The sequence below is a fragment of the Paenibacillus sp. FSL M8-0228 genome (assembly GCF_038007385.1).
Lineage (GTDB): Bacteria > Bacillota > Bacilli > Paenibacillales > Paenibacillaceae > Paenibacillus > Paenibacillus polymyxa_D.
The window spans coordinates 1,509,557-1,534,181 of the sequence record NZ_JBBOXA010000001.1 but is presented as its reverse complement, the minus strand read 5'-3'; the positions used below and the strand labels follow the sequence as shown (position 1 = coordinate 1,534,181).

Sequence of the window (24,625 nt, the reverse complement as noted above, 5' to 3'; positions counted from 1 at the left end):
ACACATAAAATTACACAGTTTATATACGGAGGAATGGACATGCTGTTCATCGACAACCAGGGGATACACGATCCAGCCATTAATCTTGCTATTGAGGAATACGCGCTCAAGCATCTACCGCTGGACGACAGCTATTTGCTGTTTTACATTAATCAGCCTTCTATTATTATAGGCAAGCATCAAAATACCATTGAAGAAATCAACGCCGAGTTTGTCAGAGATAACAATATTCAAGTCGTTCGTCGCCTGTCCGGCGGCGGTGCTGTATATCATGACCTCGGTAATTTAAATTTCAGTTTTATTACCAAGGATAACGGGGAGTCCTTTCATAATTTCCTTAAATTTACGCAACCTGTGATTGATGCTCTGCGCCAAATGGGAGTAGAAGCTGAAATGACAGGCCGCAACGATCTGCAGGTCGGAGAACGTAAAATTTCAGGAAACGCCCAATTTGCCACACGCGGACGTATGTTCAGCCACGGTACATTGATGTTTAACCTGAATCTGGACAATGTGGCTGCATCACTGCATGCCAATCCCGAAAAATTCAAATCCAAAAGCACTAAATCTGTCCGCAGTCGCGTAGCTAACATCAGCGAACTGATGGACCGTGAGATGACCATAGAGCAATTTCGCGAGGAACTGTTGCGTTTCATATTCGAATCAGAATTGGATCAAGTACCTCAATATAAGCTCACCGATACCGATTGGGCCAAAATCCATGAAATATCCAAAGAACGCTACCAATCGTGGGATTGGAACTACGGTCTATCCCCCGAGAGCAATATCAAGCACACACGTAAATTTCCAGTCGGTATTATTGATATCCGCATGGATCTTAAGGAAGGCTACCTCCGTGATATTAAAATCTATGGGGATTTCTTCGGTGTGGGTGACGTTGCTGATATTGAAAACATCCTGCGCGGCAAGCGTTATGATGAAGGTGAGGTACGTCAAGCCTTATCCTCTCTCGATTTGAAGCACTATTTTGGTAATATTGAGTTGGACGATTTTGTTGGACTTGTATTTTTGGAAGACTAACCGTTACTTTTTCCCATCGTTTCAAACCAATACTTCAGTGGTTATAAGGGGACAGGCTCTTATAGGAGCCGTCCCCTTTTCCTTGCGATATTGTCATTTTGAATATTATAAGATACAATTTTAGCATTGCCCCATGATAGAGATAAAGGAGAGAATACCGATATGTATAAATTAATTGCCATTGATATTGATGATACACTCATTAACGACCAAAAAGAAGTTACACCAGCGACACAACAGGCATTAGAAGCTGCTGTAGCGAAAGGTGTGGTGGTTACCCTCGCTACTGGACGAGCTTATGCCTCTGCACACAAAATTGCTCGCCAGACTGGTTTGAACGTGCCGATCATTACGTATCAAGGAGCTTTGGTTAAAAACCTGCTGGACGAAAACGTGCTGTATGAGCGTTATGTTCCACTCGTGGCTGCACGTCGTCTGTATGAATTCTGCGTGGAACGCAATCTGCATCTACAAACGTATATTGATGACAAATTGTACACACGTGAAGATAATCAGAAAATCAAAGATTACACGGAGCTGAACAACACGGAATATTTTGTAGAGCCTGTATTCAGTAAAGTTATAGAGCAGCCGGCTCCTAAATTGCTGATTATCGACGAGCCGGAAGTGTTGGATGAATTAATTCCTGAACTTCGCGTACTGCTTGGCAATGAAGTTCACATTACAAAATCCAAGCCTCACTTTCTGGAAATTATGCACCATGAAGGCACCAAGGGTCACGCGCTTACCTTCCTTGCAAACCATTTTGGCTGTGAACTGTCGGAAACGATTGCCATCGGCGACTCTTGGAACGACCATGAAATGCTTGAATGCGCTGGTCTCGGCATAGCGATGGAGAATGCCATTCCTGATTTGAAGAAGCTGGCTGATTACATCACTCGCAGCAATAACGAAGATGGTGTTAAGCACGCCATCGACAAATTCGTACTCAATGTTGAATAAGCAAAAAGTGCCTGCTCCCATAATTCTTAAATAAAGTAATACAACAACAAAGCCTCCAAACTGTCGCATGATCAGTAACATACGACAGTTTGGAGGCCTTTTCTGTCAGATCATATAATAACCTGACCGCTATAAAATATCAGGCAGCAGAACGTAACTTACGCCTGTTCACCAAACGGATAATTCCATTGTTCATAAGGATTAGTCCGGTCACAATGAGCAGCACCCCAACCAGCATCCACCAGCTTACATGCTCTCCATACAACAACGCTCCCAAGCCCACCGCAATCGGCGGTGATATATACAGCCACGTCGTCGGAAACAGGGGATTTGTACGCTCCATGAGCCAGTAGAACAGTGTATGTGCAATCATCGAACCAAACAGGATCAGATAGAGTAAAGACCCCATGGCAGGAAGGTACTGCCACCCCTCAGAACTCCACGGTTCCGTGATCGCAGACAGTAACAGCAGCATCCATCCCCCATGGATCATTTGCGCCGCATTCAGGGCAATCGGGTTCGTTTCACGAAATACATCCATCACTCGCTTGGAATAAAGAGCTCCCCCTGAATAACACAGCTCCCCCAGCAAAATAACAAGGCATCCCGCCAGCCACAGACCACTGATCTGAACCGCCAATCCGGGCAGCACAACCAGCACCACACCAAGAAAGCTGATCATGCAGCCAACGACCGTAATCCGTGACGTTTTTTGCCGTAGCAGTACAGATTGCAAAATGACGATCATCATCGGCCCAGTAGCTGACAGAATAGCTCCGATCCCGGAGCTGACATATTGCTCTGCCCAATACAAGGCCGAAAAGGTACCGAAGGTCGTTCCTGCTCCAATCAGCAACATTTCCTTACGCCATAATAACGACCATTTCACCTTTCCGGTCAGCTTCATAGCAATAAATAATATCGCACCTGCGGCGAAAAAACGTACCCCTGCCGATAAAAACGGCGGAAGCCCGGCTTCCACTCCCACTTTTATGGCCAAAAACGTTGTGCCAAAAATAAGACACATTACTGTAAACGCGATCCCAATCATGATACGTCCCTCTCCCTTCAGTTGCTTTTAAGCATACAGGGAGACGAACAGAACAGTTGTATAACTACAGAACAGTTGTATACGTTTTTGAAGTGCTATATAGTACAATACACACAAAGGAGCGTGGATAGCATGGGTAAGAACAACAGCGAACTACTTTTTCCAGCCGATCATGCCTTAAAGCTGTATGAGCAGGTTATCCATTATGTAACTGTGCGGATCGATCGCGGGGATTGGCAAACAGACATGAAGCTGCCGTCCGTACGAAGCTTGGCTCAGGAGCTGGGTGTACATCGGCTAACTGTTTTCCGGGCATATCAGGAGTTGAAGCAACGAGGACTGGTCTATGTAAGGGACAAATCAGGATATTACGTTCATGCTTCCCAAGCGACTGGACATGCAAAATATGCTGGCTACTCGAGACATACGTCCATAGACCTCACGATTCACTCCAAATCTGCCCATGCGGCAGATGATCCGTCAGTTTCAGCCTGGAGAGGAATGGATGGACTTACCCGCGTTCAATCAGTGAATGCGAATTTCCAGTTTTCCAAAGCGCTGATTGACCCCTCTCTCCTGCCCAACCGATTTTGGGGAGAGCTGATGATGCAGGTTTTTGAAAAGCATCCGAAAGTAGCAGCCACCTATTCCGCTGTACAGGGTGATACCGAGCTTCGGGAGGCCATGGCGCAGCATTTTAGCGTGGATAAGCATTTTGCTTTATCACCGGATGAAGTGATGATTACCTCGGGAGCACAGCAAGCCATTGATTTAATTGCCCGATCTCTGCTCCATACAGGAGACCGTGTATTGATCGAACGCCCTGCTTATGGTCCTGCCATGGAAATATTCCGCAGACAAGGCGCACGTCTGACCATGACCGATATTCGACCAGAAGGATATGATATGGACCAGATTGAGTGGTGCATGAAAACGGAAAAACCACGTCTCTTTTATATGAATCCGACATTCCACAACCCGACGGGCTTTACGGTCCCCGATGAGCAACGCAAACGACTGCCTGAACTAGCCGAGCGCTACGGCTGCCTCATTGTTGAGGATGACAGCACCTATGACATCAGCTTTGGGCAAAAGCCTCCTTCTCCGATTTTCGCCTATGATGTTTCGGGAAGCGTCGTCTACATTCGAAGTTACAGTAAATATGTCGCACCCGGTCTACGAATCGCAGCCGTGACCTGCCGACCACAGCTCATGAACAGCCTGCTCAACGTCAAAGCGTTGGTGGACAATGGATCGCCACTGCTGAATCAAAAGCTATTTTTAGAATACTTTCAATCTCCACGTATGCAGCAGCATATTAAAAAACTATGTATCGCGCTCCAGATTCGTAAGGAAACGATGGAAGACAGTCTCCGCGATTCCGGTTGGACATGGACCAGCCCAGCGGGAGGACTCAACCTGTGGCTCCAGCTGCCTTCTACGTTGAAACCTAATGAATTACTTGCCAAAAGTGTACAAGAATCTGTATCCTTTGTCCCCGGCAATGTATTTGATCCCATCGGCGCAGAGGGTAAAACGCATGTACGACTGTCCTATTCATACGCCAACGAGCTACAAATCAAAGAAGGAATCTCCGCCCTTCTACGTATCAGTCGAACGATGTAAAGGTAAAATGCACCTTTATTCTAACGGCAAACTCATGCCGGTGTGTGCCAAACTAATCCCTTCCAGAAGCCCATAATTGCGTGTGACATCCACATCATGGGACATATGTGTAAACACTGTGCTTTGGGGCTTAAGCCTTCCTATAAGCTCCTGTGCCTCCAGCATGTCATATACAGAGCGGGTGGCATACTCGGCCTCCTCATGATAAAAACTCGTTCCCAGGACGAGCAAATTCAGATTGTGCAAAGGCAGAATTTCCGCCTCATTTAATCCAATCGAATCCGAACAGTAGGCCCACGAGAAGCCGTCCTTTTCCAGGCGATAAGCGTAGGCATATCCGTTCTTCCCGTGATTCACACGCCATCCCCGGATATTCCACCCGCCAAGTTGGGCTCCCTGATCTACTGGAATAAGATCCAAATTTCCAGAGAGCCAGGAAAATTGCCGCAAGATCGTGTCGATCACTTCCTGTGGCGCGTACAATCGACCTCTGTTCCCAGTCCAGCGACAGGCATCTGCCCATTCTGGTAATCCTCCAATATGGTCAAAATGTGCATGTGTCACAAGGATCGTAGGGATAAAACGCAGATCGCGTAATTCTAGCTGTCTGCGCCAGTCCGGGCCACAATCAATCATAAAGTCCTCCGTCTCGCTTTCGATCAGCACAGACGATCTCAATCTTATGTTCGCCCCTGTCGTGCGAGCTTCTGTGCATACGAGACAATCACAATATACACGCGGAACCCCCATTGCATCCCCCGTGCCAAGAAAAATAAGCCGATTCATGGTTTAACTCCTATCTATTTGGGTCTTTTTACTACTATTATAACGAACAGACCGATTCTACGTAAATCATCTGCGTAAATCCTTCCAGCGTCCAACGCCAAAAGGAGCATGCCCAAAGCCGTGAAATCAGGCTAGACATCCCCCCAAGCGTGATCATATATATTTGAGAATTTTGCAAAAGCCTGATTTTTAAATGATGATAGGCATGGGATCTTCCTTCAGGCGGTTTTCCACCATCCAGCTGGACTGGTCATTATATAGATAGGCTCGATGCACCAACACTCGCACCTGCTGACCAGGTTCCAGCGTAGACTTCTCCAGCGAACGGTACGTCATGAGACGATGGTCCCCAACTTGTACTTCAACCATCCACTCACTTCCACGAAAATGCAAATGCTTCACTACGCCTTCCTCGGTCGCCGACAGAAGCGTAAATTCCTCGCTTGGCCCGACATCAATATACTCCGGACGGATCAAGGCACGTGTTCCCACTCCAGCAGCTTCTTCGAAGCCTTTGAGACTGCCTGCCTGTTCAATCACCGTAGATTCCCCAATGAAGGAAGCCACGAACGGGGTACCCGGTTTTTTATAAATATCCCAAGGCGTTCCCTTCTGCTCCAGTCGTCCCTGATTAATCACCATAATTTCATCCGCTACTTCAATCGCCTCATCCTGATCATGGGTGACAAAAATTGAAGTAATGCCCACCCGCTCAATCAACTCTCGCAGCCAGGTGCGCAGCTCCTGACGAATCTTGGCATCAATAGCTGCAAAAGGCTCATCCAACAGCAGCAATTGAGGCTCTGGTGCCAAAGCACGCGCAAAAGCAACTCGCTGTCGCTGTCCACCTGACAACTGATGCGGATAACGATGCTCAAATCCTTTGAGCCCCGTTAGTTCGACCAACTCCGTGACCCGTTCCTTGATACGGGTTTTGGAGCTTTTTTTCACTTTCAGACCAAAGGCAATATTGTCGTAGACGCTCATGTGCTTGAACAAAGCATAGTTTTGAAATACAAATCCGATTCCACGTTCCTGCGGGGACAGCTCGTTTACCCTTTTTCCATGAAAATGAATTTCTCCCGCATCCGGTTGCTCCAGACCCGCCAAAATGCGAAGAATGGAGGTTTTCCCCCCACCACTTGGACCGAGTAAGCCAATAAGATGGCCCGCCTGAATATCAAAAGATACGTCCTTTACTGCATGAAAATTACCGAAATGCTTGTTTAATCCTCTTACTTCCACATGCATATCCGTACACTTCCTTTCCGCTTCTGGACCTGTTCAGGAACAGCAGCAGCCTTGCTTACCGCAAAGCACGTACCTCATTTAAAATCATTTAATTATTCCAATGCATATACTATGTTTTTTCTTATGTGATACTTTATCAAAGGAAAGTAATTTTCGTCAACTCTATATATTATATTAGGAATTAAAAGGGTAAAGTATTAGGAAGAAAGGAGATGGAGTTATTGTTGCATACTTTAGAATTATCCACTACACGGCGAGATGAAATTCGTGATATTACACGAGAGGTTGCTTCATTGATCGAAAAAAGCGGGGTGCAACAAGGAACCGCACTTGTTTATTGTCCACACACGACAGCCGGCATCGCCATTAATGAAAATGCAGACCCAGATGTCAAACATGATGTGATGTTAAGACTAGATGAAGTCTATCCGTGGGAGCATCCCCAATATCGCCATATGGAGGGAAATACAGCGTCCCACCTAAAATCCATCACGACAGGCCCCTCACAAACGATCATCATCCATGATGGAAAGCTGTTGCTCGGACGATGGCAGGGACTTTATTTTTGTGAATTCGACGGACCACGCAGACGTCAATACCATGTGAAAATCATGAAGGGCTGACGGAAACGGGTAAAAAAACAGACCATGATGTTTTCCTACTGGATGCATCATCGTCTGTTAAATTCTTAGTCGCTTTCGCAAAGTACCGTAATGATAAGTCACCGTCATGAAGTGCATACACCTAGAAAAGCGCCCTACATGTTCATGGGTGAAGCGTGTGAATGCAGGTACGCTCATAGGTGTCTGCACAGCAGCTTTACATGTGCTAAAGCAGCGGGCCTAATTTCTTCAAATGTTAAACCGTCCTGAATATAAAAGGATACAAAGCCATGCATGGATAAAAACAGGCTTTTCGGTACCCTTGAGCAATCTTCCTCCGAATGCCCCAGACCACTCAATTCTTGACGGATCATGGACGCAAATAGTTCCACACAACGGTTTTGCTCTGTGCGACAGTATGCAAATAGTTCTTCATCGTGCATCATAAACATAATTTCGTACTGATATGGATTTTCCAAACCAAAACGGATAAATTCCAGCATCAAGTACTCCAGCCTGCTCAAGCCATTATCAGGCGTACCTGTTGCTGCTTGCAGTAGAATCCCACGCAATGTATTAAAATCTTCAATCACAATAGCATAGAACAGTTCAGCCTTCTCTTTAAAATGATAATATAACGAACCATGACTGTACCCCAGATGCTGGCCAATGCTGCGCATTGAAATCGCACGGTAGCCCTTGGTAATAAACAAGTGCCTAGCCGCTTCCAGAATCCGCCCTCTTGACAACTCCTGTTCTACTGCTCTTCTAGCCATATTATTTATTCCCCTTCAATAAAGTAAAGCTGCTCTCCCTCCGACACAAGCGATTGCCCCTGCGTCAAGTCTGTTATCCAGTTGCTGAAGGATTCCGCATCACCAGCCAGCGGCAGACAGGTTAAGGTAACTTTATCCGTAAACATTGTTTCTCCAGTACGGATGCTGCGATTGCGTAATTCATTTTCCACTTTGCCCAACCAGGTATAATCCAATTCTACAAAAACTTCACGATGCAGCACACGTGTAATTGCATCCCCTGCCTCGATTGCTGCAACAGCACCATCTGAATACGCGCGAATCAGACCGCCTGCTCCCAACAAAATCCCACCAAAGTAACGGGTAACAACAATAGCGACATTTTTCAGCTTTTGGTTGCGGATCACCTCCAAAATAGGCTTTCCAGCCGTACCACTCGGTTCTCCGTCATCCGATTGCTTTTGGATTTCGTCTCTTTCCCCAATCATGTAAGCAGAACAATTATGGGTAGCGTTCCAATGCTCTTTTTTGATGCGCTCTATGAAAGCAACTGCTTCTTCCTCAGTTTGAACAGGCTGAATATGGCCGATAAAACGGGATTTTCGGATCACAATTTCCTTGTTGCCGGCACCGCGTACGGTTCGGTATTGTTCCAACATACACGTATAACCTTCCTTACTTCATTTTACAAGAAAGCAGTCCCCCGCTACTGGCAGCTGGTGAACTGCTTTCCTGTACTTTAATTGATGCTATACACTATAACACTTCTGACCGAAATCCTGTTTCGCATCAGAGATTACAGCACTCTTATTCAGACAATCTCGCTTCAAGCTCAGCTTTTTCTTTTTCGAAGCCTGGTTTACCGAGCAGCGCAAACATGTTCTTCTTGTAAGCTTCTACGCCCGGTTGATCGAACGGATTTACACCCAACAGGTAGCCGCTGATGCCGCAAGCTTTTTCGAAGAAATAAGCAAGATAGCCGAAAGAGTAAGGGCTTAAGTCAGGAATATTTACAATCAAGTTCGGTACTTGTCCGTCTGTGTGAGCCAGCAATGTACCTTGGAATGCTTTTTTATTTACAAAATCCACAGTTTTGCCTGCCAGGAAATTCAGTCCGTCCAGATCATCCTCATCTGCTTCGATGGTGATGTGACTAGGTACATTTTCTACTTGGATTACCGTTTCGAAAATATTGCGGCTGCCTTCCTGAATGAATTGTCCCATGGAGTGCAGGTCTGTCGAGAAATCAACAGAAGCAGGATAAATGCCTTTGTAATCCTTGCCTTCGCTTTCTCCGTACAACTGTTTCCACCACTCGGATACAAAATGAAGAGACGGCTCATAGTTTACGAGAATTTCAATTGCTTTACCTTTGCGGTACAAAGCGTTACGAACGGCTGCATATTGATAAGCCTCGTTCTCAGCTACATTCGGGTTGCTGTATTCTTTGGAAGCGTCTGCCGCCCCCTGCATCATTTCTTCGATGTTAATGCCTGCAGTAGCAATCGGCAACAAGCCTACTGCTGTCAGCACAGAGTAACGACCACCCACATCATCAGGAATAATGAAAGATTCGTAGCCTTCTTCGTTAGCCAGTTTTTTCAAAGCGCCACGTTCTTTATCGGTCGTTGCATAAATACGTTTGCGCGCTTCTTCTTTACCGTATTTTTTCTCCAGAGCTGCACGGAATACGCGGAATGCGATAGCTGGCTCTGTTGTCGTACCTGATTTGGAAATGACGTTCACAGAGAAGTCTTTACCTTCAATCAGTTCCAACAGATGATTCACATATGTAGAGCTGATGTTGTTGCCTGCAAAATAGATAGCTGGGCCCTTGCGTTGATCTTTAGGCAGTGCATTGTAGAAAGAATGCGACAGCATTTCGATCGCAGCACGTGCTCCAAGGTAAGAACCGCCGATACCGATTACGATCAGTACTTCGGAATCGCTTTGAATTTTAGCAGCAGCCTTTTGGATGCGCGCAAACTCTTCTTTATCATAATTGGTAGGCAGGTCGATCCAACCTAAGAAATCGGAACCTACACCGGTTTGGTTGTGCAGTTGCTCATGAGCCAGCTTGATAGGCTCTGCAAAATAATCAATTTCGTGCTGACCTACAAAGGAGAGAGCTTTAGTGTAATCAAAAATAACTTTTTTAGACATGTTTGGAACCTCCTGTTTGGTATTACTAAGACCATGAATACGAACATAAGGACTTAGGAATAGGATACTTTAATTTGCTGGGCCTGACAAGCTTGCGTTACCTATGTATCCTGTGCTTGACAGCCCCTCCTGTAGATAGGGTAGCATGCCCATGCTACAATTAACTGAGATCAACCTGTTTCAATATTCAATTCAGGGCCGACTCGCATCTGCATCGGACGGCAACTTCCAACAAGAAAGGTGATTAGCAATGAAAAACATCGGATTTATCGGACTGGGCACCATGGGCGCCCCGATGGCATCCAATCTGCTAAAGCAGGGATTCGGAGTCACAGTTTATAATCGCACCGCTTCGCGCTGCGAGCCACTGGAAGAGCAAGGCGCACGTACAGCTTCAACCCCTCGTGAAGCAGCTGAAGGTCAGCACTTGGTCATTACCATGGTCAGTGATGATCATTCCATTCGTGACATCTATTACGGCGAAGACGGTGTGTTTGCCGGCCTTACGGCTGGCATGACCGTGATGGACAACAGCACGATTTCACCTGAGCTGGTCAAACAACTAGCCGCCGAAGCGGACAAGCTGGGCTGTTCCTTCATTGATGCTCCCGTAACAGGCAGTAAGCCTGCCGCTGTAGACGGCACACTCGTGTTCATGGTTGGTGGTAATGCAGAAGCCATTGCGGCACAATCAGATGTTTTTGATACCCTGGGCAAAAAGGTACTTCATATGGGACCTAATGGAAGCGGGGCCGTAGCCAAGCTCGCTCATAATACGATGGTCGGTATTCATAACCTCGCTCTGGCTGAAGGCTTTGCTATCGCGGCTAAATCCGGCATCCCGGCAGACAGCTTCCTTGAATTGGTACAACTCGGATCGGCAGGCAGCAAGGCCGCTGACCTGAAAGGGCGCAAAATCATTGAGCATGATTTTAGCAACCAGTTCTCACTTGCCTTGATGCTTAAGGACTTGAAGCTTGCTTCCTCACTAACAGACAGCCTGTCCATCCCCGCACCTATGTTATCCATTGCCAAAAGCCTATTTCAAGCCGGGCAAACGCAAGGCTACGGCGACGAGGACCTATCCGCTGTCGTGAAGACATACGAAGCATGGATTGGCCGCACCATTGGTGGTCAACCTCTCGAATAAGCTGTACCTTTCTGTGTAACCATACGGCTGTGCTTGTGTACATATGGCATAGCTTTAGGGTAAGCACACTTAGCTTGAAGGCTGAGTGTGCTTACCCGTTTTAGCTTACTATTCGGGATAAGAACAGCAATAATCAGTTACACTTCGTACTTCCAGCTTGAAGGAAGACTTTGCAGGTACGTGAAAGGTTGCTGTCCCTTGTATTTCCAGCCATTCCTCAGTACCTGGAAGTAACACTCTCAGATCCCCTGCCAAAATCTCCATAATCTCACGGGAATCCGTGCCGAACTCGTACGTTCCTGGCAGCATAATCCCCAGTGTAACCTTACTACCGTCACCCAGGATGACTGTACGGCTTGTAACCTGACCATCGTAATAAACGTTTGCTTTTTTAACTACGCTTACTCCATCAAACTGTGTCATTCGTTATCCCCTCATCTGCTCTCAATGGTTGAATGAATATTGGTGCATCATAACATAGATTTGATTCCAGCTTCAGTATGAAAATACACACTGTATCACGTATACAATACACTGGAATTCCAAAGTGATCTTTTCGCAAAACATCAACTGTATGAAACAAACAGCCGTAAGCCTTACTCAGGTTACGACTGTCTGTTTTAGATGCTCCAATGTTTTATTTCAACAAAGCTTTCACACGGCTAACAACATTCTCTACTGTAAAGCCGTATTCCTTAATCACGCGATCGCCAGGTGCGGATGCGCCGAATGTACTGATACCGAGAATGTCGCCTTGGTCGCCAACATATTTTTCCCAGCCCAGTGGATATGCCATTTCTACAGCCAAACGAGCTTTCACTTCTGGCAGCAGAACGGAATCTTTGTATGCTTTGTCTTGTTTTTCGAACAGATCCCAGCTTGGGAAGCTGATAACACGTACTTGAATACCTTGTTCTGCCAGTGCTTCCTGAGCTTTAACAGCCAATTGCACTTCGGAGCCTGTAGCTAGAATTTGAGCAACTGGTTTGCCATCTGTTGCATCTGCAACCACATAAGCACCGCGTTTGATACCTTCGCGTGCATGCTCAGCACTAGCAGCCAGGATTGGCAGGTTTTGACGAGTTAATACCAGAGCAACCGGGTTTTTCTTGTTTTCCAGCGTGTAAGCCCAAGCAGCAGAAGTTTCATTACCGTCCGCTGGACGAATTACTGTCAAGTTCGGGATAATACGCAGGGAAGCCAATTGCTCGATCGGCTCATGAGTCGGACCATCTTCACCTACAGCAATACTGTCGTGAGTCAGAACGTAGGTTACAGGCAATCCCATCAGAGCTGCCAGACGAACGGCTGGACGCAGATAGTCTGTAAATACGAAGAATGTACCGCCGAATACTTTTACACCTTGGTGCAACGCCATACCGTTCATCGCAGCAGCCATACCAAATTCGCGGATACCGAAATAGATGTTACGGCCGGCGTAGTCTTCTGGCGTAAAGTTCGTCAGGTTGTTCAAATGTGTCATTGTGGAGCTCTCCAGATCGGCAGAACCGCCTGTCAGGAAAGGTACGTTTGGAGCCAATCCGTTCAAAGCATTACCAGAAGCTACACGAGTCGAAACGGCTTTGTCTTCAGTCGTGTACTTCGGAAGGTCACGATCCCATCCTTCTGGGAGATCGCCGTTTACAGCTGTTTCGAACTGAGCTGCCAAATCAGGGTGAGCAGCTTTGTATTTGGCGAACTGTTCATCCCATGCTTTGTTCGCTGCGATACCGCGCTCTTTTACTTTAGCAAAATGCTCGCGAACCTCTTGTGGTACGTGGAAGTCCTCTTCGTATACCCATTTGTAGAATTCTTTAGTCAGCTTGGCTTCTTCTGATCCCAGTGGGGAACCATGAGTACCGCCGTGTCCGCCTTTACCTTGTTTGTTCGGGCTTCCGTAGCCGATGACTGTCTTCACTTCAATCAACGTAGGACGTGTCGAGTCGCCTTGCGCTTCTTCAATGGCTTTTTGGATGGCTGGAAGGTCGTTACCATCTTCTACGCGCAGTACTTGCCAGTTGTAAGCTTCAAAGCGTTTGGCAACACTCTCGGAAGAGGACAGATTAAGCTTGCCGTCCAGTGTAATATCATTGGAATCAAACAATACGATCAGTTTGCCCAGTTGTAAGCGACCAGCCAGCGAAGCAGCCTCGTGGGAAATACCTTCCATCAGATCGCCATCGCCGCAAATTGCATATGTGAAGTGATCTACAACTTTAAATTCGTCCTTATTATAGGTTGCGCCCAGTTGAGCTTCAGCCATTGCCATACCTACGGACATTGCTAGACCTTGTCCCAGAGGACCGGTTGTAGCATCTACACCAGCAGTGTGGCCAAACTCAGGGTGGCCCGGTGTAAGGCTGCCCCATTGACGGAATTGTTTCAGTTCTTCCATAGGAAGATCATAGCCGCTCAGGTGCAGAAGGCTGTATAGCAACATGGAACCGTGTCCTGCAGACAATACAAAACGGTCACGGTTAACCCATGTAGGTTGATCGGGATTATGATTCATCGTTTTAGCAAAAAGTTGGTATCCCATTGGCGCGGAGCCCATCGGCATACCAGGATGTCCCGAGTTTGCTTTCTCGATGGCATCAATTGCCAACGTACGAATAGTTGTGATGGACAAATTGTCGATCGTGGAGTTTTCATCCTTTTGAATCGCTTGGTTCTGGTCAGTCATGGTTAGCCTCCTCATATTGTAAAAAGTATGTCAATTGCATTCGGTCATACTCCCCAACATCACCGCCTGATACAAAAACGATATCTGTTGAAGTGAGTGAATCTGCTTGAATGTTTCAATATGACTTATACATTCTTAAGTATTGTACCATTTGCCGTGAAAGTTTGCCAGATCGTTTATAAAGATGATTGTGGGAAATGTAGTACCGTGTCCTCATATAAATATACCCGTAATGTATTAACCTCATTTAAAAAAATATAAAATCACAAAAATATTATGTACTGACCGGCTATAAGGCTAATAATTCACATGAGGATTTTGCAAAATCCTTATATAAAAAAACAAAGCCCGTTATGCGATGGGCTTTGTTTAACAAAAAATATAGATTCACAAATTTTTCCTAAAATTTTAAGATTAGTTAAAAACGACTGTTTTGTTCTCATGAACCAGAATACGATCCTCTGCATGCCACTTCACGGCTCTTGCCAAAACGACCCGCTCTATGGTGCGACCGATCCGTTTTAGCTCATTTACATCATCTCCGTGGCTTACACGCTGCACGTCCTGCTCAATGATCGGGCCGCCGTCCAATTCTTCAGTTACATAATGCGCAGTAGCACCAATAATTTTCACACCGCGATTATAGGCTTGGGCATATGGCTTCCCACCCACGAATGCAGGCAGAAAGGAATGATGGATATTGATAATTCGGTTGCGATAATGCTCAATAAACTTGGGAGATATAATCTGCATGTAACGGGCCAAAATGATAACGTCTATCTCTTCGCCAATAACCTCTAGTTGGCGACGCTCCGCCTCCGGCTTGGTATCGGCGGTTACCGGAATATGGTGATATGGGATACCAAACGATTCCACATACTCCTTCATATCCGGATGATTACTAACCACCAATGAAATATCCGCGTCCAGATCTCCTGCCTGCCATTGCCACAGCAGTTCTACCAAACAGTGATCTTCTTTGGAAACGAAAATGGCCAGTTTTTTCTTGCGGCTAACCGCAGAAATCGTCCACTCCATACGGAATTGCTCAGCAACAGCGGCAAAATCCTGCTCCAACTGTGGCTGGGTTGCACTCAAATTCGGCAGATCAAATTCAATCCGCATAAAAAACATACCGCCCGACGGGTCCATTGTATATTGGTCAGATTGAACGATATTGGCCCCATGCTCGTACAAAAAACGGGACACGGCCGCTACAATACCTGGTCCATCTGGACAAGATACAAGCATACGCGCGCGGTTTTCATGGGCTGATAGAGTGCTATTTGGCTGATGTTTTACGTGAATTTCCATGTGGCTATTAATCCCCCTTAGCTTATACCGTCACTGGCAAATGACTGCCGGCAAACCAGGCAATCAACCGTTGATTAATGTGTTCTTCGCTCAAATCTGGAAATAGTGCTGCTTCCGTTATCATGTCATACAGACGTTCCAACGGCTCACGTGGATCGGCTTTTCTTGCTTTGGCATCATTTTTCAGCAGAGCCCAGGTGTCCAGAACAAATTTGCGGACATCCACATCCTGTTTTTTGAAAAACGAATGCAATTGCTCTACCTGACCCAAAAACTCATCCCCAAAGCGCTCCTTTACATTTCCGCGAAGCAGGGCAATTTCAACCTCATACATCGGACGCTGAGTTTTGGCTTCCTTCCCAATCCATGGCGTCTCCAAAATAAACGGACGTCCTTGAAGTGCTTCATGATGCACCACATTATGAATAGTCTGATAGCCAATCCAGCCTGATCCGATCGGAGTATGGCGGTCTTTATGAGCGCCAACTGGATTTTTACTGTCATTAATGTGAACAACTGCAATGCGATTCAAGCCGACAATACGGTCGAACTGCTCCAATACACCGTCCAGATCATTTACGATATCATAACCCGCATCGTGAATGTGACAGGTGTCCATACAAACCGTAAGACGCTCGTTACGCTCTACTTTATCTATAATGGAGGCAATCTCCTCAAAGCTACGCCCCATTTCCGTTCCTTTGCCTGCCATCGTTTCAAGCGCGATGTTAACATCTGTCTCCTTCACGCCGTTCAGTACCTCGTTCAAACCATCGGCAATACGCCCGATTCCATATTCCGCATCCTTATCGGTAAAAGCGCCCGGATGCAGCACAATATTTTTCACACCTATCGCGTGTGTGCGCCGAATTTCCTCCTGAAGAAAGCTGACCGCAAGCTCATAGGTATTTTCTTTGTAAGAGCCAAGGTTGATGATATACGGGGCATGCACCACGATATCTTCCATTCCCTTCTCAGCCATTAACTGCTTGCCTTCCTCCAAATACATGGACTCCATCGGCTTACGACGCGTGTTTTGCGGTGCTCCCGTGTATATCATAAAGGAGCTGGACCCGTAAGTAGACGCTTCTTTTGTAGCGCTGAGCAGACCCTTGTCCGAGAAGGACACATGAGAACCAATTTTCAGCATGACCCTGATTCATCCCCTTATCCTGTTATGCTTGTCTTATTTTAATTTAATCATTTTAACGTGATTATTGAAATCAAACAACATAGCTTTTATGGCAACTTTCTTAAATCAGGATTTTGCAAAATTCGATTCCAGTCGCTCCAAAGTGCAATATACAGACGAACCAGACCATTTCGATCAATATATTCTTCATTGAAAGTCGCTTATTGGGCTTTTGCAAAATCCTCAAATAACTCTATTAAGGGAATACGTAGATAAAGTACACATCAGAATATATGTTAGTCAAACAGGGGTAAATAAAATCATGGATTGACACTTAACCGTATAAAGGACATTCATATGAAGTTTTTTTCTCTCGAAAAGGGTTATATTCTATAACGGATGTATTTTTTGTGAATTGGAAGGAGAGCTGGCTCCATGAACATCATCGTATGTGGAGGAACTGGATTGGTGGGGAGTGCACTGGTCAAAAGCCTGCTAGACGACGGATACACCGTGAAAGTCGTTACCCGCAAGCCACTGGTAGGACACGAAGCGAGCCCCCGCTTGCAATATATGAGCTGGAACGAATTAAAACAAAAGCCTGAAGTACTGGAAGGCACAGATGCGGTCGTTAATTTAGCAGGCGAAACGCTGAATCAGCGCTGGACGGATAAGTCCAAACAAAGAATTCTTCAATCTCGACTGCTATCTGTTGCCCGGTTGGCTCAAGCATTGAATGCTCTACAAAAAAAACCGAAAGTAATCATTCAGGCTTCTGCTGTTGCCGCCTATGGTACATCCCTGACCGAAACATTCGATGAAACGAGCCCGCGCTGTTCGGGAGATTTTCTGTCTCAGGTAGTTGAGCAATGGGAAGAAGCAGCCAATGCCTACCCTTCTGAAGCCCGTTTAATTAAGTTACGCATTAGCCTTGTGCTGGACAGAAAAAAAGGGGCATTCCCACTCATGAAGATGCCTTATAGCTTCGGATTCGGCGGCAAAATAGGTAGCGGCCATCAATGGATGAGCTGGATTCATATTGAAGATATCGTTCGTCTGATCACGTACTGCATCCATACGACGGAAATCGTCGGAGCAGTGAATGCTTCATCACCACAACCCTTGACGAACGACCAGTTTGGGAGGACAGTAGCTACGGTATATCACCGTCCGCACTGGTTTCCCGTCCCCAGCATTCTCGTTTCAAAGCTAGTTGGTGAGATGAGCACGCTAGTATTGGATGGTCAGAAGGTAATACCGCGCAAAGCGCTGGAGCACGGATTTAAGTTTCACTATCCTTCACTTAAGGACGCTCTTAAAGAACTCCATTCTTCCCAAAAACAGCATTGAATTGAAAAAGAGGAACTCTTGGCTGGTAGGTAGTGTCACTACCAGCTTAGGGTTCCTCTTTTTAGTCAGATACAATCTCTCAAGCAGACTACAAGTTATTAAGATGCCCCATTTTATTCCCATGAATAGTCCACTATTCATAAAGAAAGAAGCTCTGAATATAACAGGCCTCTTCTTGACATATATCCATATAACCTTCATTTATGATGCATTGGAGGATTTAAAAGAGTCCAACCGGTAAGTATAAGAAACTCCAGCGATTTTAAAAGTATCTCCATCCTTCATTGTGTACTCCTTATAAGGCACCATAGGCTCTCCATTCAGAACAGTTCCATTCGTCGAGGATAAATCCTTAACAATGTGGCTATGTTCTCCTGTAACTATGCAAAGCTCAATATGAGAACGGGAAGCTCCATCCGTATGCTCTACAAACTGAACCAGTTGCGGATCTCTCCCGATGATAAAACTGCCTGCAACGAATTGGTCTGGCTGCAACCGGATGCGCTCTGTCCCTCCACTACCTGGTGGCTTGCGATCCAGGCAAGCCATCGGTGATTGCTGCACTGGTGAAATCTGCATCTCTTGATCTGCACGAAGCAGCATCGTTTCCTGCTTAGATGCAGCATTTAGAAGCTCCGTTACCCCGGAGAGAGACTTATAATAAGCCTCGCTGGTATCACTGGCTTCCAATTCATTTCCCCGTTCCGCACCTTTCCACGATGGCTCGTGTAAGTCACAATTTGCTGAAGTTTTCTTACTATTTTCCGTAACTCGATTTCCCACGCTCTTAGATTCTGAGTTTGGAAAAGTCCATCTCCAGTTCTCCGGCCCTTGATCACTCGAATCGGAAGATTGCTTGTCTTGATGATGACGTCCCGCTACAAATCCGGTCAGCTTATCTACCTGATAACGATCATTTTTGCGCTGTGCTGGGGAAGAAGTAGTTCCTAACCATTCCGAATCCAATACAGGTACTGAATCGCTGTACATATGAGATGAAGTTCGATTGCGCTCCCATTTCCCCGTCCAGCTTATATAAGCAACAGCGGCAAGTACCAAGGTCAGCACCATGGAAATAATCAACGGTACCGTCTCTGGATGGTCCAGATAAATATAACGCCACACGATGGCCGAAGCGAGCAGACATCCGAGAGCAATGTAGGTTTTATATTTTTGCAATCCAGGCTCCACATCTTCTACTTCGTTTTCTGTTACATGCTCGGAATTCTCCTCTGGTTTCACGGACGGTTTGAGCCGATTGATCCGTTTAAGCTCCTGAATCTCCTGTAGAGTTTCCCGATGCTCTCGCGCGTATGTTCCGCCACGATCCGTATAGTTCCCCTGTGAGGTATGAGCAGATAGGATAGGATCGGCTGATGAAAAGGCTCGCTCTTCCATACTTTCTGCCTGCACGCTAGCACTCTCTGTACCAGCCTTCATTCCTTGCAACAGCAGTTCCTTTAGCAAACCCAATTCAAATTCATTTCTATCACACAGATCGAGTATGCGTTGTATATTTTCTCCCTGAAAGTGGGCCACACGAGTCATTAAACGAATAACCATCTGCTTAAATTGACTGCCTGTTTGCCCTGCATACTGTACACTGCGTAAAGGAACATAGGTTAAACTGGCGGTTTCCCTTGTACCTGAACCACTTAGAAAAATATAATCCTCGTGCAAAATAAACTGGCGAATATCTAACATATATTGCGGGCTGCGATGGAGGGCATCTGCCACTTCAAAAAGAATCCGGTAGAAATCAGAAGTCGACACGCCCCCACCTTTCCATAATTGGGAAAGCATGCGTTGCCCCGAAATGTCGTAATGTAACTCAATCTGAAAATCGACTTCCTTTATTCTAAGTTCCAGTAGACCGGGAATCCGATTACCAGTCATCATTCCAGTTTGTACGGAATTTAAATCATCGGTTTTGAGCCCGTCTTCCTTGTTTAGAATCATAAATGTCCCGCCGTTCCGGGCAAAATCCCTGCTTAAACCAAACAATTCATGACCTCCTTAACAATTTCCTATCTCCGTGAGGTAGCATGATCTCCCCCAGCGGACATGTCATGGCAAGAAGTAAAGATAAGCACTGATCGCCCCCGGAATGACTGCCGTCATAAAAGGAAACCTGAGGTGTGCTTCATTTCCACTGGTCAGTGCTTTTCCGCTGCGAAATAGAAAAAATCCTCCTAAATTAAAAGCTACGCGCTGCAGTCTCATGATGGTTTCCCTCTTCCATAGCAAAATCCCTATGCCAATAATACCTGCAAAAAAAATCGAATATAAAGCTGACTGCCATGCAAAAGCGGCACCTGTCCATGCTCCAATCAAGCCGAACAGCTTCACATCTCCTGCACCAACAGCTCCCATCCAGTACAAAATCAGCATGAACCCAAATCCGGTACCCAGTCCAGCAACAGCAAATAAAAAACCGTGCCACCCCCCAAATAGAGTATTGAATACCAAGCCTACCACTATGCCGGGTAATGTAAGCTTATTAGGGATTTTCATGCTACGTAAATCCGTAACTAACGCAATCGCGAGCAGAACTCCGCATACAATATACATCCACGTCAATGCGATCTTCCCCCTTTATAAAAATAGAACTAGCAGACTGCCAAATCATTTTCCATCGTAGCTATCCCTACAAGTCTATATCCATCCTATCCATCAGCTGGCTTTTCCACGGTAAACGGAACTTCTATACGTTGACCAACCTCTGTTTCAATTACAAAGCTCCATTGACCAGGTGTTGTGTTCGTTCCCACAAACCAGTTCCATTCTATAATCCCGTCCGCGTTGGCAGAGGTCCAGCCCAAGTGCTGAGCTGTGCTTTCACCCGACTTATAAAGCACAGAAAGGTTAGCAGTCGTCCCAGGCTCAACCTTGGCCTTGATTAAATTGTACACACCCTTCACAGCAGGTTCAGGCTTAACGAGCAACTGTATGGAATGCTCCGCATCCTTGTCCCCCGTCGCATTTCCTGTACCTGCCCCTTCCCCTGTGTCGCCAATCCAAAGACGTTCCTCAGCTGCCGCCTGAAGCACAATGCTGCGATACAGAAAAGGAACCTTCATCGGCAGTTCATACGACAGTTCTACTCTAAAATAAGGGTCCTTAGTTCCTGTAAGAGCAGGTACATGTACGCTCGTTATATGAATACGGTCATATTCCAGAATGCTTTCCTCCATAAAAGGCTTTAGCATCGGCTTCAAAACAGGATCGAGTGCAGCTTCCGTAAATCGCCCCCGCAGTTCCTCCATCGGCTTTTGACCGCCCTGAACAGCGCTTTCTACCCAATCACCAATTGGAGGTGGCAACTGGGCAGCGAATTGGCTTGCATATTCACTCACAGATAACTTGGGCAGTTCATCCAGCGGTTCACGCACTGCATCTATTTTTGCGGACGCCGCCTCCACGGCTAGAGAAACTGGGTAGATTTTAGCCGAAACCTGTTTAACCGCTTCTGAAGCGGTGGTCTGCAACGCTGTAGATACCAGTGTCATCTGAACCATATAAATGAGAAAAATAATAAAAAACAGAAACATTGGCAACACCAATGACGCTTCTAAAACAATACTTCCTTGTTCACATTGCTTTTGCCCACAAACTTTCCGTAAACACCGATTAATAGGAAAAATGCGCTGTTTTCGTGACATAGTACACACTTCCCTTAATACTCTCGCCTTCTTTTGAGGCGGTCCCGAGCATCTTCATTACCCCAGGTAGAAACCACAGCCTCATCCCATTCTTGACCTCACCCGTTGCATACGTTTGCCGCTCAGCAGGATTGACATCTGTATTCAGACGGATCAGAGCCAGCATACGGGACATTTTTCGTTCATTATTGCTATGGAGCATCAGGAACAATCGCAGATGATCCTTGTATGTCATTCGAAATTTCAGAAAATCAGACAATGGCACGTCCCCCTTTTGTGCCAGCATAATCATGTCTTCTATCGCTTTTTCTACTCCATATAACAAAGCTGCCGCCAAAACGACCAGCGGATTACCTTTTGAGCTGTTCTTAACCAATCCCTCCATTGTTCGAATGGCAAGTCTCATAGCAAAAATTTCTCCATAGGCGGATGCCAGATTACCCGTCGGATTATGGAACCCATACAAGATGTACTCAACTTCCTGATTATTCACCTCCAGCTGATCTCCCAAAATCTGTGCAGCATTTCCCACATTTCCACCCGATCCGGCCAAACTGCCAAAACGACTAAAATCCACATGATGGAAGTAAGAAAGCGCGTATTCATTCTGGTAAAACTCGTCTCCCAGTTGAGTCAGTAAATTGGATGCCGCACCGTATAGACCATCCATACTATCCATGGAAGATCCTGCTGCATCATAGGTGTCATAGGACAAATCAGCGGATACAGATGGACTGGATGTAGACTGGTTAAACGAAATACTTTCATTGTAATACTGCTCCAGATTTTGGAATTGTTCTGCACTTTGTTTACCCTTGGATAGAACCTCAATAATCCGATAGGCTTGTTTGAGTTTGTTTTTCGCCTCTTTTTCCATTTTCTTGCGTTCTTTGTCCGGGCCGCGTCGCGTATCCATCGTCCTGGCTTCACCGTCGAGCACATTGGCGGGTCCCGCCCAAGCATACGCATTTAAGTATTTATCTATCTCCTTAAGCGTAGAAGCGACTTCTTGCTTGAGCATGTCTGCATTCAAAAACGGATCTGTATAAAAGGATAACGTACGCATCATACTCGTTATTCTATTGTTAGCAGTATTTATAGAAGTCCGTTGCTTTTCAATTTCTGCTTCCCATTGCTCAAATTCCTTGTCTGGAATCAACAAATCCTCTGCTTTTTGCCGTGCGCTTCCTACCGAAGGATCTGCGTTGGAGCCTGTCCCGCTTGGAGTAGGGGCTGCTGAAACCTCATCGTAGCCTGCATTGGCCGCCCTCTGCTTATATTGGGCAATGACTTTGCGCATCTCTTCATTAATCTGTTGGGCCTCATTTAACGGTTCCTTGGCTTCCAGAAGCAACTTATCATGTTCTTCCCCAGCCTGAACCATGATCTGACGCAGGCGATCAAGCGCTGCCCTCGCTCTACGTGCATACTTTTCCATCTGCATGATTTTAACGTCGTCCACACTCTTCTTATTGTCTTCATATACATGTACGTAATGCTTATATTGAGCGGCAATATCGGCTACAACCTCAAGCGGGTCCCATATATACTGATTGGGCATATAGGTGCCCCTCTGTTTAATAATCCGCTTGCGAACCTCTTCCATATAAGCTCCTGCTTTACGCTGCTTCTCCAGCATGTCATCAAGTTTGGCCTCTCGTCTGTCGTATAGCTTTTGCAGCCGTTTCAGCAAATCTACCGTATGAGAAGCCTCTTTCATATTTTGAGAGAGCGGCTTCAGCTTTTCGAGCACTTCAAACGTAAAATCGACAGGTGCTTTATACTTCATCTCTTCACGGATCTGCTCGTTAAATACGGCATATTTACCAAGCTCCCTTTCCATTTGCAGGGAACTAGAATCCAGCTTCATATTCATAAGCGGTAGCGTTTCTGCGCGTGCCGTACGCCGCGCGCTATCATTCAGCACTTTGACCATAATTTGTTCTCCGCCGCCTTCGCCATAAGCAAACAAACCGTACTCCTGTTGTAATGTCGGATCATAAGCAGACATCACTGAACGAACCGCCGCATGGGTCAGCCGTTCGGTCTGCACATGCAGTGCAGCAATTCTCGCGTAATCAATAAATACAGCAATAAAACCGAACATGACCGCCAAAATCAGAATTAAAAAGACCGTGACAGCACCTGATTCCCCGTCCTTTGTATTGTGACCCTTACCAAACACCCGCTTCCTCCTTCCCAGTTACATTCCTATTCCTTACTTCTCACTGACCATTTTGACCATATTGCATCAATACTTTGCCTACAACTGCCGAATCTACCTTTTCACCTGATCCTCTGCCCATAAACTTCGCACCATAATAACGGACCAACTCCACCGTACGAATCCATTCCACAGGTTCGACCACGCCAGAGCTCATTTTCCCTTGCAAATCTGTCTGATCTAAAAACTGATTCAGCAAAGGTACCTTCACGATCTTATTTAACTTTGTGGTCACCTTACGGTGAATCATACTGTTCTCATATGTCATCTGCCCCTGCATGCCCGCAGGCATTTTATTTTCTGCATTGGACAGCTTTTGAGCAGGTAACGAGCCTCCCCCATTGCCGCCCGGCACCTGTACATTTTCCTGATTGTTGGCTCCGGTCCAGCCAAACAGGGCTCCCAGCATAACATCATCCTTCAAGCGCCAATAGAGAGAATCCCGTTGCCCTTGCGCAAATGCTCCTGTACGTGGGTCCTTGAAGCTGTTATCCCAGCTGTAAGCGGCTCTTTCTGAAGCAGTAGAAGCGACTTGCACCAATATAGATTTTTGATATATATATAGGCAAAAAAATAACATCACAAAAATGACCAGCAGTAGAATGGGAAAGACGAGGGAAGCTTCCAAGGAGAAGCTCCCGTCCTCTTTTTGTGCCAATTTGCACAGCATTATGAATCCATAAAATCGTTACTTTTTTTATCCGCCTTTTTCAAAAGCCCTTCTACAATTTTCTTGATCTGATCCTTGAAAATAATTGCCACCGCAATCAGAATGGCAATGATCAGGATCATTTCTAACGTACCCAGACCATCCTCATCCTTGTACAATTTACGAATACTGCCCGTTACTAATGTCATCATCGTTGTATTCC

The 24,625-nt window shown here is 46.0% G+C and carries 22 protein-coding genes; 6 read left to right on the top strand and 16 right to left on the bottom strand.

The features are described 5' to 3' along the window. The first annotated feature begins 39 nt into the window (after positions 1-39). Together MKY98_RS07010 and MKY98_RS07005 are read left to right on the top strand one after the other, a co-directional pair. Positions 40-1,041 carry a lipoate--protein ligase gene (locus tag MKY98_RS07010; protein WP_069012426.1) on the top strand — a complete coding sequence of 334 codons (1,002 nt, stop codon included), beginning with the start codon at positions 40-42 and terminating at the stop codon, positions 1,039-1,041. A gap of 162 nt (positions 1,042-1,203) precedes the next feature. Further along, positions 1,204-2,004, top strand: coding sequence for a Cof-type HAD-IIB family hydrolase (locus MKY98_RS07005; RefSeq protein ID WP_029516384.1), 801 nt, complete (start codon positions 1,204-1,206; stop codon positions 2,002-2,004). A 139-nt stretch (positions 2,005-2,143) separates the two neighbouring features. Here MKY98_RS07005 and MKY98_RS07000 read toward each other — a convergent pair whose 3' ends face one another. Further along, the gene (locus tag MKY98_RS07000) at positions 2,144-3,055 is read right to left on the bottom strand and encodes a DMT family transporter (RefSeq protein ID WP_029516383.1); all 912 of its coding nucleotides are present in this window, start codon (positions 3,053-3,055) and stop codon (positions 2,144-2,146) included. A gap of 132 nt (positions 3,056-3,187) precedes the next feature. On the opposite strand from MKY98_RS07000, the gene MKY98_RS06995 reads away from it, so the two are divergent. After that, positions 3,188-4,681 (top strand): aminotransferase-like domain-containing protein, encoded by a 1,494-nt coding sequence (locus MKY98_RS06995; RefSeq protein ID WP_069012424.1) that lies wholly within the window; start codon positions 3,188-3,190, stop codon positions 4,679-4,681. A gap of 15 nt (positions 4,682-4,696) precedes the next feature. Here the strand turns inward: MKY98_RS06995 and MKY98_RS06990 are convergent, their stop codons facing one another. Beyond that, positions 4,697-5,467: an MBL fold metallo-hydrolase gene (locus MKY98_RS06990; protein ID WP_029516381.1), complete on the bottom strand. Its 771-nt coding sequence runs from the start codon at positions 5,465-5,467 to the stop codon at positions 4,697-4,699. Between the two features lie 189 nt (positions 5,468-5,656). Continuing rightward, positions 5,657-6,718, bottom strand: coding sequence for a sulfate/molybdate ABC transporter ATP-binding protein (locus tag MKY98_RS06985; RefSeq protein WP_029516380.1), 1,062 nt, complete (start codon positions 6,716-6,718; stop codon positions 5,657-5,659). 221 nt (positions 6,719-6,939) lie between these two features. Here MKY98_RS06985 and MKY98_RS06980 point away from each other — a divergent pair, with 221 nt between their 5' ends. After that, positions 6,940-7,341, top strand: a complete 402-nt coding sequence (locus tag MKY98_RS06980; protein WP_029516379.1) for a secondary thiamine-phosphate synthase enzyme YjbQ — start codon at positions 6,940-6,942, stop codon at positions 7,339-7,341. 173 nt (positions 7,342-7,514) lie between these two features. Here the strand turns inward: MKY98_RS06980 and MKY98_RS06975 are convergent, their stop codons facing one another. From MKY98_RS06975 to MKY98_RS06965, 3 genes are all read right to left on the bottom strand, one after another. Further along, complete coding sequence (locus tag MKY98_RS06975) at positions 7,515-8,096, bottom strand: TetR/AcrR family transcriptional regulator (protein ID WP_069012425.1); 582 nt, start codon at positions 8,094-8,096, stop codon at positions 7,515-7,517. Positions 8,097-8,101: 5 nt separating this feature from the next. Then, the gene (locus tag MKY98_RS06970; protein ID WP_029516377.1) at positions 8,102-8,734 is read right to left on the bottom strand and encodes a YigZ family protein; all 633 of its coding nucleotides are present in this window, start codon (positions 8,732-8,734) and stop codon (positions 8,102-8,104) included. 148 nt (positions 8,735-8,882) lie between these two features. Further along, positions 8,883-10,238 (bottom strand): glucose-6-phosphate isomerase, encoded by a 1,356-nt coding sequence (locus tag MKY98_RS06965; protein WP_013369975.1) that lies wholly within the window; start codon positions 10,236-10,238, stop codon positions 8,883-8,885. Positions 10,239-10,488: 250 nt separating this feature from the next. Between MKY98_RS06965 and MKY98_RS06960 the strand changes: the two genes are divergently transcribed. Beyond that, positions 10,489-11,388 carry an NAD(P)-dependent oxidoreductase gene (locus tag MKY98_RS06960; protein WP_029516376.1) on the top strand — a complete coding sequence of 300 codons (900 nt, stop codon included), beginning with the start codon at positions 10,489-10,491 and terminating at the stop codon, positions 11,386-11,388. Between the two features lie 108 nt (positions 11,389-11,496). On the opposite strand, the gene ppnP is transcribed toward MKY98_RS06960, so the two are convergent. From ppnP to MKY98_RS06940, 4 genes are all read right to left on the bottom strand, one after another. Then, a complete protein-coding gene (gene ppnP / locus MKY98_RS06955; RefSeq protein ID WP_013309288.1) occupies positions 11,497-11,811 on the bottom strand; it encodes a pyrimidine/purine nucleoside phosphorylase in 315 nt (104 codons plus the stop codon). Between the two features lie 214 nt (positions 11,812-12,025). Then, on the bottom strand, positions 12,026-14,071 hold the full coding sequence (gene tkt / locus MKY98_RS06950; RefSeq protein ID WP_029516375.1) for a transketolase: 2,046 nt from the start codon (positions 14,069-14,071) through the stop codon (positions 12,026-12,028). A gap of 414 nt (positions 14,072-14,485) precedes the next feature. After that, complete coding sequence (gene purU, locus MKY98_RS06945) at positions 14,486-15,385, bottom strand: formyltetrahydrofolate deformylase (RefSeq protein ID WP_029516374.1); 900 nt, start codon at positions 15,383-15,385, stop codon at positions 14,486-14,488. A gap of 22 nt (positions 15,386-15,407) precedes the next feature. Beyond that, positions 15,408-16,535: a deoxyribonuclease IV gene (locus tag MKY98_RS06940; protein ID WP_029516373.1), complete on the bottom strand. Its 1,128-nt coding sequence runs from the start codon at positions 16,533-16,535 to the stop codon at positions 15,408-15,410. A gap of 417 nt (positions 16,536-16,952) precedes the next feature. On the opposite strand from MKY98_RS06940, the gene MKY98_RS06935 reads away from it, so the two are divergent. Continuing rightward, positions 16,953-17,867 (top strand): TIGR01777 family oxidoreductase, encoded by a 915-nt coding sequence (locus tag MKY98_RS06935; RefSeq protein ID WP_069012189.1) that lies wholly within the window; start codon positions 16,953-16,955, stop codon positions 17,865-17,867. A gap of 201 nt (positions 17,868-18,068) precedes the next feature. Here MKY98_RS06935 and MKY98_RS06930 read toward each other — a convergent pair whose 3' ends face one another. The 6 genes from MKY98_RS06930 to MKY98_RS06905 all read right to left on the bottom strand — a co-directional run bounded on the left by MKY98_RS06930 (position 18,069) and on the right by MKY98_RS06905 (position 24,614). After that, entirely contained in the window at positions 18,069-19,871 is a 1,803-nt protein-coding gene (locus MKY98_RS06930; RefSeq protein ID WP_069012190.1) for a DUF6382 domain-containing protein, read from the bottom strand. A gap of 63 nt (positions 19,872-19,934) precedes the next feature. Then, complete coding sequence (locus MKY98_RS06925; protein WP_029516370.1) at positions 19,935-20,447, bottom strand: A24 family peptidase; 513 nt, start codon at positions 20,445-20,447, stop codon at positions 19,935-19,937. 86 nt (positions 20,448-20,533) lie between these two features. Next, positions 20,534-21,529, bottom strand: coding sequence for a TadE/TadG family type IV pilus assembly protein (locus MKY98_RS06920; protein WP_029516369.1), 996 nt, complete (start codon positions 21,527-21,529; stop codon positions 20,534-20,536). Next, complete coding sequence (locus MKY98_RS06915; protein WP_069012191.1) at positions 21,498-23,714, bottom strand: DUF5702 domain-containing protein; 2,217 nt, start codon at positions 23,712-23,714, stop codon at positions 21,498-21,500. Before MKY98_RS06915 ends, MKY98_RS06920 begins: the two co-directional genes overlap by 32 nt. Positions 23,715-23,754: 40 nt before the next feature. Next, positions 23,755-24,423, bottom strand: a complete 669-nt coding sequence (locus MKY98_RS06910) for a TadE family protein (RefSeq protein WP_069012192.1) — start codon at positions 24,421-24,423, stop codon at positions 23,755-23,757. Further along, positions 24,423-24,614 carry a Flp1 family type IVb pilin gene (locus tag MKY98_RS06905; protein WP_013309278.1) on the bottom strand — a complete coding sequence of 64 codons (192 nt, stop codon included), beginning with the start codon at positions 24,612-24,614 and terminating at the stop codon, positions 24,423-24,425. Before MKY98_RS06905 ends, MKY98_RS06910 begins: the two co-directional genes overlap by 1 nt. Positions 24,615-24,625 lie beyond the last annotated feature (11 nt).